The organism is Falsiruegeria sp. JB4-1 (genome assembly GCF_055693495.1).
This window is the reverse complement of the sequence record NZ_JBVFTZ010000002.1, coordinates 45514-57494: the sequence shown is the minus strand read 5'-3', so window position 1 is coordinate 57494 and position 11981 is coordinate 45514. Positions and strand designations below refer to the sequence as shown.

Genomic DNA, 11981 nt, shown 5'->3' with positions numbered 1-11981 from the left:
GTTGTTATTCGTCATCCATCGCATAAAGCCCCGGCAAAGCCCCAGATTGGACCGCCTGCGTGCAATGATCGACAAAGGCCTTCAGTGTATTGGTCTCATTCTCGGCCTGTGCCTGCAAAAGACCCAGGCGCATCGGTCGGACCTCGCCCGCCAGGGGCACAAAGATCAGCTTTTTGCCGTCGGGCGACAGGCTGTTCAGGGGGCGGATATTGGCGATCGAAAAGCCAAACCCGTTGGCCACCATCGACCGCATCACGGACATATCAGCGGTGCGTTCTTCGATGATCGGCTTGATGTTTTCGTCACGGAAGAACGACAGGAAATATTCGCCGCTGAACGGCAGATCCAACAGCACCATAGGGAAATCGCGCAGCTCTGCGATCGTCAACTCAGCCCGATCCGCCAACGGGTGCCCCTCGCCCAGAACCACATAAGGCGGCAACACGTGTAGGGGCTGGAACTCCAGATCGGCGGGGATGTCCAGATCATAGGTCAGCGCGATGTCCAGCTCGGCGCGCCTGAGTTGGCTGAATATCTCGGCCTGGTTCAGCTCACGCTGTTCAAAACGGACATTGGGATAGGTGTCGATGAACTCGCGCCGCAGGCCCGGCAGCACGATCTGAGCAAAGGTCACCAGACAGCCCACAGACAGCACACCCTGCACCTTACCGGTAATTTCCCCCGCCAGGGTGCTCAGCAGTTCGGCCTCGCGCAGCACAAACTCGGTCCGTTCCAGAAATTTGTGGCCCGCGTTTGTCAATGCCAGGCCACGTGCATGTTCACGAACAAACAGGTTGATGCCAAATTCGACCTCAAGCTGCGTGATCGCCGCCGAAATCGACGGTGACGACACGTTCAGCTTGTTGCTAGCGGCCGCGATGCTGCCGGCCCGTCCGACCGCCACGAAATACTCCAACTGGCGCAAAGTATATCTGAAAGGCACTGGCGCATCTCCGCTTGCTCCGGATCAAGCCTTGTACTTGATCCAAGTGGTTTTCAGAGCAGTGTACTTTTCAAGCGAGTGCAATGACAAATCCCGACCAAAGCCGGATTGTTTCATGCCACCGAACGGGGTCTGTGCCGATAGGGCGTCAACCGTGTTCACCGAAACCGTGCCCACCATTAGCTTGTCTGACACCCGACACGCGCGGCTCAGGTTGTCGGTCCAGACCGAGGCTGCAAGCCCATAGATTGAATCGTTGGCCATTGCGACGGCCTCATCCTCGGTATCAAACGGGATGACTGATAGGACCGGACCAAAGATTTCGTCGCGGGCCAGAGGGTTGTCGTGGGCTACGTCGTCAAAGATCGTGGGCTGCACAAAGCACCCTTTGCCGTCCACAGTCACGCGCTCACCGCCGGTCACAAGGTTGGCGGTTGTCTTGCCCTCTTCGACAAAGCGCATGATGCCTTGGGTCTGCTTCTCGTCAACAATCGCGCCCATTTTCGAGGTCGGATCAAGCGGATCGCCTGGCTGCATCGCCTCGGCCCGCGCGATCAGCTTTTCGACGAACGCTTCCTTGATCGAGCGTTCGACATAAAGTCGCGAGTTGGCCGAGCAGACCTCTCCCTGATTGAAGAAGATGCCAAAGGCGGCCATGTCGGCGGCGGTGTCCAGATCCTCGCAGTCGGCAAAAACCAAGTTGGGACTTTTGCCGCCGGTTTCGGGCCAGACCTGTTTCAGGTTGGACTGGCCGGAATACTGCATGAACATCTTGCCAATCGCAGTCGAGCCGGTGAAGGCCAGACAATCGACATCCATGTGCAGACCAAGCGCCTTGCCTGCCGTGACGCCAAAGCCCGGCACCACGTTGAACACCCCGTCCGGCACACCCGCCTCTGCCGCGAGTTCAGCCAATCGCAAGGCCGACAAGGGCGATTGCTCCGCGGGCTTCAGCACGACAGAATTACCGGCCGCGAGCGCCGCAGCCCCCTTCCACGTCGCCATGTCCAGCGGGAAGTTCCAGGGCGTCACAGCGCCCACAACGCCGAGCGGTACGCGAGAGACCAGGGCCAAGTCGCCGGGACCAGTGGGGGCAACCTCGTCATAGACCTTGTCGATGGCTTCGGCATACCATTGAAAGAAATGGGCCGAACCGGGCGCGTCGACTGTGGCCGCATCCGTCACCAGCTTGCCCATGTCGAGACTGTCGAGCAGCGCCATCTCTTCCAGATTGGCACGGATCAGGTCGGCCAGTTTGAGCAGCACCGCCTTACGATCGCCCGGCGCCATGCGCGACCAGCGACCGTCTTCGAACGCTGCCCGACCGGCAGCAACGGCCCGGTTGATGTCGGCCTCGTCACCTTCGGCCACCTGGGCGAGGATGGCGCCGTTAGCAGGGTTAATACTGTCAAAGGTCTTGCCCGACACCGCGTCGACAAATTTACCATCAATGAAAGCCTGACCTTTGATGTTCAGGCCTGCGGCGCGGGTTTTCCAATCATCGTGCGTGTAGTCCAGCATCGCTTGTTCCTTGTCCTCAATCGTCGCCTGGGACGCCGTAGGAGGGCGCTTCGCGTGGGTCCAAGGCGCGTTGGATGTAGGCGTCGAGTTGCGGTTTGTAGATGTCCCAGGCCGTCGCAATGTTCTCGATGGGGCAGTCCTCGGTCCAGTCACAGCGCAGATCCGCGACCGGCCAGCTGACCTGGTCCACGATCTTCATCCCCGCCGAATGGATCGGACCTGCCTCGCCGCCCGCAGCCAGGCCTGCGCGCATGGCTGCAATCAACCTGTCGCCCAGATGACCCGTGGTGCCTTCGAACCCGTCGACGATGGCCTGGCAGATGCCGTCATTGGCCAAAAGGTTGCCGCCCGAAGCCACGTCGCGCCCCCGCGCCTGCGTCCAGATGCCCAGAGAATTCGGCCCCGAATGGATTGCCGTGTTGCCCGCCTTGTCGACGGCAAGCACCTGGCGGTATTCGATGAACCGGCCCTGCTGCTGAACGCTCGCGATGGCCTCGGCCGCAGTAGCGCCGCCCTCCATCAGGTCCAAGGCCAATGGGCCAAGCGCCGGGTCAGTCACATTCTGTGAGGCAACTGCTCCGACCCCGGCGCGCGCAAACGCACAGCGTGCCGCAACCGCCGGAGACGAAGACGAGATTGCAATGCCAAACATGCCCGTATCCGCGCAGCGCGCCACCAGAGAAAAGGTCATGAATATCTCCTATCAAGGGAAGTCTTGGGCCGGACCCCGACAAAGGGGAGAGGAGCGCGACGCCCGGCCCAAGTGATCGGCCGTGCCGATCAATCGGGAATCACTGCAGTTCCGTCGATCTCGACCAGCCAATCAGGGCGCGCCAGGGCCTGCACCACCAGACCCGTGGACACCGGGTGCACGCCTTTGATGTATTCGCCCATGGTCCGGTACACCGCCTCGCGGTGGCGCACGTCGGTGATGTAGACGACGACCTTGACCAGATGGCTCATGTCGCCGCCGCACTCTTCAATCAGTTGGCGGATATTCTGCATCACCTTGTGGGTCTGCTCGACAGGGTCATGGCTGTCGATGTTGACCGCATCGTCCAGGTTCTGCGGGCACTGACCCCGCAGATAAACGGTCTTGCCGCCCTGGATGACAACGGCCTGACACAGGTCGTTGTCCAGGTTCTGCTCGGGGTACGTGTCCGACGTGTTGAACTTGCGGATGCGCGTGTGAGACATGTCTGGGATTCCGTCTGATTATTCTGCTGCGGGGGCGATGATGGCGGCTTGGCCATCGTATTCTGCATAGGCACGCTGGATCGCGATCTGGTCAGCGATGTATTTCGCGTCGTGCCACACACCCCAAAGGAAGGTCGATCCCCGGCGCGATTGCCACGGCAGGCCCAGGAAATAGATGTCCGGCTCAGCCGACACGCCACGCTGATGGATCGGCGCACCGCGCTCGTCAAAGGCGTTGGCCTTGATCCAGCTGAAGTCCTGACGGAAGCCGGTGGCCCAGATGATCGTGGTGATGCCCTCTTTGGCGAAATCAATCGAGTCCAGCGGGTTGGCCAGGCAATCGGGATCGGCAAAAGCCTGGCGCGCCTCGGGTTCTTCGGGCAGGTCGAGTCCCGTGCGTTCGACATAGGCGTCCGCCAGATCGAGCATTTCTAGATAATTCGCGTCACCTGCGGCCACATTGCGCTGCAAATCGTCGGCAAAGGACAAAACGCCATCCTCAAACCCTTTGGTCATGCCAACCAGAGTGACACCTTCGTTGCCCAGACGGCGGAAATCCATCGTATGACCGCCATAGGCCCCGGAAACCGAGATGGTCACGTGTTCCGTGCCCGGCTTCATCGCCGCCACGTCCCACAGGCCCAGAACGCCCAACCACCAAACAAAATCCCGCCCACGGTAGCGGCGCGGCGGGCGATCGTGTGGACCAACCGACAGGAACACCTTGCGGCCCGCGCGGTTCAACTCATCCGCGATCTGAGCACCAGACGAGCCCGCGCCCACAACCATCACGGCACCGTCTGCCAGTTGATCGGGATTCTTGTAGTAGAAGGAATGCACCTGCTCGACGCCGGGAGTTTCCGGAACGATGGGCGGTATGACCGGATGCTGGAACGCGCCAGTGGCGGCCACAATGCGCTTGGTGTGGATCTCTCCGGCGGTGGTCTGGACCCGAAAGCCCCCCTCGCCCGGCAGACGCTCGGCGCTCAGGGCTTCGACGCCTTCGCGGATGGGAGCCTTCACCATCTGGGCGTATTCCACCAAATATTCGGCGACGCGATTTTTGGACACAAAGGCATCCGGGTCATCGCCTTTGAACAACAGGCTGGGAAAGCGATCATGCCAGGCCGGGCCATTGGCGACCAGAGCATCCCAGCGGCCGGTCCGCCAAGCTTCGGCCGTTCGGTTCTTTTCCAAAATCACATGCGGCACACCGTTGTTTCCCAAGTGTTCGCTGAGCGCGATCCCGGCCTGACCGCCGCCAACAACCAATGTGTCCGTTTTTTCAATTGTCATGTGTCGGTTCCCTTCAAGGATCTTCCGGATTGCTCCGAAAGGTCGAAAATTCCCGCGCCGGTGTGTTGATCTGAATCACGGGATGGGTCGTCATTGCCAAAGGGCAAAGAGGAGACGAGCCAAGGATCATCCGTTCCGTTTCAGCACGATTTGCGCGTTTCGACGTAAAGGTTCCACAAGTTGAAATTGGGCGAAATAACTCTCTAACTTACCCTTAGTTAGGCTGTGACTAATCTCTTGGGCATCAGTCGGTTTGCCCTGATAAATAAGGGGCAATCAGGTAATACAACTCACCTTGGGACGAGATCTGGCACTTTTTGTACAGCTGTTTTCGGATCACTTTGACTGTCTGTGGACTGATCCCCAGCGTCAGCCCGATCGAGATTGAAGAGTGTCCCTTGAGCACCAAGAGCGCCACCTCGGATTGCCGCCCGCTGAGCGCGATCCCCTTGTCTGTTTCAAGGCGTTGACGCAGATCACCTGCCACATCCTGTGGGGCGATGTTTTCCTCGGACCTCAGATCGCCCCAGTTTCGGCAGACAAGTGCATTCACAACTGGAGCAATCCCTTTCGCAATCTCGCGGTCCTTGACAGAAAACCGGCTGCCCGTGGTTTCATCCCGCCCGATGCAAACCGTGATCGACACCCCCGGCGCGGGCGAGCAAAAGAAAGCCAGCTCATCCGTCAGCGTGGTGTTGCGGTAGTAAGATTTGAAATACTCGTTGCGCTGGAATTGATCGGGGGCCACATCCGACAGACGATACAGGCCCGCAGCGGCCTGACTTTGGTGTAGGCCAAAAAACGGGTCCAGCAGATAGGCACCGCCGACATATTGACTATCGATCCGGTCAAACACGCGACTGGTGCGCGCGTGAGTAAAGTACACCCGCGGGGGGCGGTCCTGAAAGAACGCGACGATGCCGATGTTATCGAACACGCAAACCGCATCGAGCCAATCTTGCAAAGCCGCGCCGAACTGTTTGGTGCCGACAGACAGGATCACCTGCCCCAGTTTGTCTGGTGCCATATCGGGGGACAAAGCTGCATACCTCCTTGGGGGTATATACCCCCTAAACGTACCTACATAGGATAATGACTTGAAATTGGTGGTATGCAACAGCCAAAGCTAAAGGAGCCAGCCGTGCGTGATCCCCGTTACGATATCCTGTTCGAGCCGATGAAAATCGGCCCACTCACAGCCAAGAACCGGTTCTATCAGGTGCCCCACTGCAACGGTGGCGGCTATCGTGATCCCTCGGCGGCCGCAGCCATGCGCGGCATCAAGGCCGAGGGTGGCTGGGGCGTGATTTTCACCGAACAGTGTGAGATGCACCACACGTCCGAAATTACCCCGTTCATCGAGCTGCGCCTGTGGGAGGACAAGGACATCCCGCAGCTGCGTAAAATGTCCGAGCGAATGAAAACCCATGGCGCATTGGCGGGCATTCAGCTGGCCTATTCCGGCATCAATGGCCCGAACCTTTATACAAAAGAAGTGCCACTTGCCCCCTCGGCCCTGCCGATCCGCACCTTCACAAACGATCCCGTCCAGGCGCGTGCGCTGGACAAGCAGGACATCAAAGACCTGCGCCGCTGGTTCGTGAACGCCGCCAAACGCTCGAAGGATGCGGGCTTTGACCTGATCTGCCTCTATGGCGCGCATGGGTTTGGCATCTTCCAACACTTCCTGAGCCGCGCCACCAACCAGCGGTCGGACGAATACGGCGGCAGTCTGGAAAACCGCGCCCGGTTCAGCCAAGAAGTCATCGCCGACATGCGCGACGCCATCGGGGACACCATGGCGATCACCTTGCGCGTCAGCTTGGATGAAACCATCGGCGAGCTTGGGTTTTCGAACGCCGAGGTGCGCGATTACATCGAGATGAATAAGGATCTGCCCGACCTTTGGGATCTGGCGCAGGGCACTTGGGAAGACTGCTCAGGGCCTTCACGCTTCAAGGAAGAAGCGGCGCAGGAACAGCTGGTGCGCGGCATCCACGAACTGACGGACAAACCCATCGTTGGCGTGGGTCGATTCACCTCGCCCGACGTGATGGCCAAGATGGTCAAGTCTGGCACGCTGGATTTCATCGGCTGCGCGCGCCCATCGATTGCCGATCCCTTCCTGCCCAAAAAGATCGAAGAGGGCCGGATCGAGGACATCCGCGAGTGCATCGGCTGCAACATCTGCATCACCGGCGACATGACCATGTCGATAAGCCGCTGCACCCAGAACCCCACCTTTATGGAGGAATGGCGCAAAGGCTGGCACCCCGAAAAGATGAACGACAAGGGCGACAGCGACAACGTTCTGATCGTGGGCTCGGGTCCTGCTGGGCTCGAAGCTGCATGGGCGCTGTGCCGCCGTGGCTATGACGTCGCCGTTGCCGAAGCTCGCGATGTGATCGGGGGCCGTGTGGCACGCGAACGCCTGCTGCCGGGGCTAAGCGCCTGGGGTCGCGTTGTCGATTACCGCGACTACCAACTCAGCCAGCGACCCAATGTCGAGATCTACCGCGAGAGCGAGCTGGACGCCGACAGCATCCTGGAGTTCGGTTTTGAAAACGTCTGTATCGCCACCGGGTCCACCTGGCGTAGCGATGGTGTCTCGCGTCAGCATGTGGTGCCGATGCCAATTGCCGAAGGGGCCAAGGTCTATACCCCCGACGATCTGATGGATGGTACCATCCCGTCGGGCCGCGTGGTGGTTTATGACGACGATCACTACTACATGGGCGGCGTTTTGGCCGAGCTGCTGGCCAAGCAGGGCGCGCAGGTGACGCTGGTCACGCCATCCGCCTTTGTCAGCGACTGGACCAACAACACGCTGGAACAGATTGCAATCCACCCGCGCCTCGTCGAAGCCGGTGTCGAGATCGTGCTGAACCAGGGTGTGACCGAAATCTATCCTGATCACGTCGTGTCAAACTGCGTCTACACGGACCGCACATGGAAGATCGAAGCCGACGCGGTTGTCATGGTCGCATCGCGGCTCGAGACCAACAGTGTGTACAACGATCTCAAAGCGCGCGAAGACCAATGGGTGGAAGCAGGCATCAAATCGGTCAAACTGATCGGTGATGCCAACGCGCCCGGCCCGATAGCCTGGGCCACCTATGCCGACCATCGCTACGCTCGCGAGTTGGACGGTGAGGACATTGGCGACGCCCTGCCCTTCCGCCGCGAAATTACCGAGCTGGCGGTCGACTAGTACCTTTGAACAATGACGACGTGGGGCCTGTCAGCGTCAGAGGCATCCACGTCGTTGCTTCAACAGGCGATCATGGAAACTCGTTACAACAGTCGATCTTTTCAGAGATCGACATGATCAAACGAAATCAAAAACAGGCATGAAGAATGTGATAGCAATTCCACTCAGTTCAGCAACTAACAGACTGAGATTGCTGGCAGAGCTGCTTGTTCTTATTTCCACCCGAAATCGGGCTAGGCAAGATATTACTTTAGTCGCTAAGGTTCACGTATACCGCTTCGAAACCTGTTAGCTTAAAAAATGTTCTTCTCCAGTCTTTGGCGCAGCTTGCCGCTTTTCTCAACGTGGATAACCTATGTTCTGCTGACGGCGACAGGCGCTGCATCCATGGAATTTACCGTAAAGGGTGAAGTTGGCGGGCCATGTTCAGGGTGTATCCTCGTTCAGGCAACCGGCGAAATAACCCCCGAAACCCCCGGTAAGTTTCAAGCGTTGCTAGACGAGTACCAAACGCCAAAAGCCAGCAACTTTGTGTATAATCAAATCTGGCTCGATTCACCTGGTGGCGATCTACGCGCGGGTCTGGAACTTGGCCGGTTGTTTCGCGAGTACGGATTCAACACATTCACCGGAATCCCGCGTGGCGAGAACGCCAATGAGGCAATGCAGTGTCTGTCTGCTTGCGCCTACGCATTCCTAGGGTCAGAGTTTCGCGACGGCATGGCGCTTGGCCCTGCGGCTTTCCAGTACCAAACGAACACAAGTTTGGGCTTTCACCAGTTCACAAACATATCAGAGCTTACGTCGCAAGCAGCCCCAGCGTTCACCGGCCTGGACCGCCTTAAGGATCAAATCGTTGCAGGAGTAATCATCGAATACCTTTTGGAAATGGCCGTACACACCGATTTGTACACTGCCGCATCCAAAGCTCCGCCCGACGATATGTACTTTCCCACCCTTGATGAAGCGGTGTCATTTCAAATCATTGACGGGGAAACGGCAGAAATAGCGATCCCGCAGAATGCAGCCTTGGCTGCCGAGAGCTTTGAAGATCTGCTGAGTTGGCAGATTGCCCCCTACGGCAAAGGCCTAAGGCTGGATTTCGCTATGGAAAATCGGGGGCAGCGAGTCTTTTGCAAGCAAAACGAACCAGGTCGCCTGCACTTTCAAATACTTCATCGAACAGTTGACGGGACAACCGTCTACAAATCTCAATACGGCGCCGGAGACATTGCAGAAGCCGCCAAGTACCTCTCCTCGATCGAGTTGCATGCCATGGCGGCTGACACGGAAACAACCCGAACGTACCCGGCCGCGTTCGGCGGTATTTTTACCGATACAGAGGGAGATTTTACATATCTTTTGGATTTCGTGATTTCGACGCCTGACATCGCAAATCTCCGGCCGGGCGATATGATCGGCTTCAGCAATCCATCTTTGGAACAGACGTTTGACGAAAAGTCATCCGCTTCTGGCAACACGTCAGAACTGAGCGTCCTACTTGCCTTGGGAGAGGTGACAACAGGCTGGATACCTCCAACCACCAATCCCGGGTTTCTGCAATTGATCGGACGGAACTGTATATGATCCGGTGTACTGTTTTACATTTTCTTTTGTGCATTTTCATGATCGCAAAGGGCGCGATCGCGATGGAATTTCGGGCCGCATCAACGTTGGAGGCCCCATGCCACAAGGATTGCTCATTGTTGTTCGCGTCGGGGAATATCGACAAGGATGCCGTTGAACAGTTCAAAAAATTGGATCTGACCGGCATAGATACCGTTGTGCTTTCATCAAATGGCGGGAACGTTTCAGAGGCGCTGACTCTTGGCCGCCTCATACGTGCGCAAGGGTTATCAACAAAAATTGGCAGAGCCGACCCAGGAGAAGCCATTTGCCAAGGCCCTTGCTCGTGGGCCTTTTTGGGTGGGGTTTCACGCAACGCTGATTTTGACACGAAGCAGTTAGTTTTCGAGAGGCCCAATCATCAAGAGATTTTGCTGCAACTGACCTCGAAAAGCGCAACTTTGGAAGAACGGCTTGGCGAGCAGATCATCATTGGCACCTTGGTGAACTATCTTGCCGATATGTCCGTCAGCAATGAACTGTACACGCGACTAGCCAAGCTGAAGGTTGGCGGAACGTTTCGACCTTCCGAAGCCGAAGCAAAAGCACTCTATATCATTCGAGACAGGCCAAGTTGGATGCTTGAACACTGGCAGGCAGGTCTAGTACTGACCACCCTGGCCCCAAAGGGACAATCAGAGTTCCGCGTTTTTTGCCGCGGGGAATCGCAAGATTTGCACCTGCACGTCACATTCGAAACCGCTGCCCCGGCATCCTCTGACGGTAGCCACAATCTTTGCGTGGGAACACGATGCCTGAATACCAAAAGCCTCCCTGCTCCGGGCGCGCGCACCAAACTGTTGCTCAACAAGAGTGTGTTTCCTGCGACCTTCGGCGGCTTCTTTGCTGATCCCATAGGCCGACAAACGGCTGTTTTGGATTTTCAGATATCCGACCAGACCTTTGAGAACCTGCGCAAGAGTTCCAGTGCAGAGTTCCTCGGCCTCTTAGCCCAGCATCCCGAAGAAACGACATTGTTTAAAGAACTATCGCCAAGTTCCGAAGACCGGTTCCTTGGGCTGCTAAAGCGGAATTGCACCTGAACCAGCTTAGCACCGTTGAGAATAATTGGTGAATTCGGCCATGCCGTCACCAAGGTCATTCAACAGGTAACGCTCTCGGACACTGTTTACGTACGGCAATAGTAAACATGCGTATCGCCCAGCCACTTCTCCGACGTGGGCTTGCATAACATCATCGTCGCATGTCTCTGTCGAAACACAGATTTGCACATCATCGAAGTAGCTTATCAGGGCAAAAATGTCCTGATCAAATGTGGCTGTATTGTCGCTAGTCGATGCCAAGCTGCTCACGAAATGCGCCATCGTGCTTCGTGGAACCGCAACCCCGCTGAACTTACTTAATTCGGCACGGGCCAGTTCAACCGAAAGTCTGCGTTGGACGCCAACAAGCTCACTGTCGCTGAGACGGGAAATCACACCAAATGACACGTCTCTCTTAGCCTGTTTTGCGTTTTCCAGATATGTAATCCAACCCAAGCCCAAGGACACGATGACCGTGACATGTGCGATAACTTCAATCGCAGATTTCAACTTGTCGAAATTAAATCCTAATCGCATGCAACAATCTTCGGCAGAACCGCCTTCTCGCCCTCAAAGACGATCTGGGCAGACGTCAAGCATTCCAAATCTTGCGTTCGGTAAACAATTATCTCGTCATACGCGATACCGCTGCCCGAAGCCGTGGTAGCCACATTAGGCGCGGTTCCAAGGTTCTTTTGCCCATCCAACGCGATCGCCGTCAAATCGGTTTCAGGACAAACCGCAACTGGAATGACGACAACATCAATGGCGTCCTGAACATAAGATGCCTTGTTAGACAAAATGCACTGAGCTTGTTCAGCCGTGATTGTCCACGTCTCCGCTGCAGCCGGAAATCCAACAACGGTGGCAAGAAAAACTACAAGTTGCAAAAGGCGCATCAACGCAATCACTTCAACTGGACTCAGAGCCCTCAAGATGTTGAAAAGAAACACGCCTGTCAACTGACCCAGCGGTGCATGCGGCCTCAGGAAACCAATGGAACTGTCAAAAAATAGTAAGTTGGGCTTTCGTCTGATTCAGTTTGGTTCGCCATGCCACACAGTATTGGAAGAACCAAAAAGCGATCGCAAAACAAACACTGACAGTAACGCAGGCATCGTACGCGTGAGTGGAAACCCACATA

The 11981-nt window shown here is 56.9% G+C and carries 11 protein-coding genes; 3 read left to right on the top strand and 8 right to left on the bottom strand.

Annotated elements, in window-relative coordinates:
• Positions 1-4: 4 nt before the first annotated feature.
• The 6 genes from ACZ1HE_RS22210 to ACZ1HE_RS22185 all read right to left on the bottom strand — a co-directional run bounded on the left by ACZ1HE_RS22210 (position 5) and on the right by ACZ1HE_RS22185 (position 5996).
• Complete coding sequence (locus ACZ1HE_RS22210) at positions 5-943, bottom strand: LysR family transcriptional regulator (protein WP_472624711.1); 939 nt, start codon at positions 941-943, stop codon at positions 5-7.
• 24 nt (positions 944-967) lie between these two features.
• Positions 968-2464: an aldehyde dehydrogenase gene (locus tag ACZ1HE_RS22205; protein WP_472624709.1), complete on the bottom strand. Its 1497-nt coding sequence runs from the start codon at positions 2462-2464 to the stop codon at positions 968-970.
• Positions 2465-2480: 16 nt separating this feature from the next.
• Positions 2481-3155 (bottom strand): DUF1028 domain-containing protein, encoded by a 675-nt coding sequence (locus ACZ1HE_RS22200; RefSeq protein WP_472624707.1) that lies wholly within the window; start codon positions 3153-3155, stop codon positions 2481-2483.
• Between the two features lie 89 nt (positions 3156-3244).
• A complete protein-coding gene (locus ACZ1HE_RS22195; RefSeq protein ID WP_472619128.1) occupies positions 3245-3661 on the bottom strand; it encodes a RidA family protein in 417 nt (138 codons plus the stop codon).
• 18 nt (positions 3662-3679) lie between these two features.
• Complete coding sequence (locus tag ACZ1HE_RS22190) at positions 3680-4957, bottom strand: flavin-containing monooxygenase (RefSeq protein ID WP_472624705.1); 1278 nt, start codon at positions 4955-4957, stop codon at positions 3680-3682.
• Positions 4958-5201: 244 nt separating this feature from the next.
• Positions 5202-5996 carry a helix-turn-helix transcriptional regulator gene (locus ACZ1HE_RS22185; RefSeq protein WP_472624703.1) on the bottom strand — a complete coding sequence of 265 codons (795 nt, stop codon included), beginning with the start codon at positions 5994-5996 and terminating at the stop codon, positions 5202-5204.
• Positions 5997-6098: 102 nt separating this feature from the next.
• Here ACZ1HE_RS22185 and ACZ1HE_RS22180 point away from each other — a divergent pair, with 102 nt between their 5' ends.
• From ACZ1HE_RS22180 to ACZ1HE_RS22170, 3 genes are all read left to right on the top strand, one after another.
• Positions 6099-8168: an oxidoreductase gene (locus ACZ1HE_RS22180; protein ID WP_472624701.1), complete on the top strand. Its 2070-nt coding sequence runs from the start codon at positions 6099-6101 to the stop codon at positions 8166-8168.
• A gap of 387 nt (positions 8169-8555) precedes the next feature.
• Positions 8556-9755, top strand: coding sequence for a COG3904 family protein (locus ACZ1HE_RS22175; RefSeq protein WP_472624699.1), 1200 nt, complete (start codon positions 8556-8558; stop codon positions 9753-9755).
• A gap of 62 nt (positions 9756-9817) precedes the next feature.
• Positions 9818-10837 (top strand): hypothetical protein, encoded by a 1020-nt coding sequence (locus ACZ1HE_RS22170; protein WP_472624697.1) that lies wholly within the window; start codon positions 9818-9820, stop codon positions 10835-10837.
• Positions 10838-10843: 6 nt separating this feature from the next.
• Here the strand turns inward: ACZ1HE_RS22170 and ACZ1HE_RS22165 are convergent, their stop codons facing one another.
• On the bottom strand, positions 10844-11374 hold the full coding sequence (locus ACZ1HE_RS22165) for a hypothetical protein (protein ID WP_472624695.1): 531 nt from the start codon (positions 11372-11374) through the stop codon (positions 10844-10846).
• Positions 11365-11772, bottom strand: coding sequence for a hypothetical protein (locus ACZ1HE_RS22160; RefSeq protein WP_472624693.1), 408 nt, complete (start codon positions 11770-11772; stop codon positions 11365-11367). Before ACZ1HE_RS22160 ends, ACZ1HE_RS22165 begins: the two co-directional genes overlap by 10 nt.
• Positions 11773-11981 lie beyond the last annotated feature (209 nt).

Coding starts and splice junctions, on each gene's coding strand:
- ACZ1HE_RS22205 (WP_472624709.1), bottom strand. CDS start 2,464: ATGCTGGACTACACGCACGATGATTGGAAAACCCGCGCCGCAGGCCTG.
- ACZ1HE_RS22200 (WP_472624707.1), bottom strand. CDS start 3,155: ATGACCTTTTCTCTGGTGGCGCGCTGCGCGGATACGGGCATGTTTGGC.
- ACZ1HE_RS22195 (WP_472619128.1), bottom strand. CDS start 3,661: ATGTCTCACACGCGCATCCGCAAGTTCAACACGTCGGACACGTACCCC.
- ACZ1HE_RS22190 (WP_472624705.1), bottom strand. CDS start 4,957: ATGACAATTGAAAAAACGGACACATTGGTTGTTGGCGGCGGTCAGGCC.
- ACZ1HE_RS22175 (WP_472624699.1), top strand. CDS start 8,556: ATGGAATTTACCGTAAAGGGTGAAGTTGGCGGGCCATGTTCAGGGTGT.
- ACZ1HE_RS22170 (WP_472624697.1), top strand. CDS start 9,818: ATGGAATTTCGGGCCGCATCAACGTTGGAGGCCCCATGCCACAAGGAT.
- ACZ1HE_RS22165 (WP_472624695.1), bottom strand. CDS start 11,374: ATGCGATTAGGATTTAATTTCGACAAGTTGAAATCTGCGATTGAAGTT.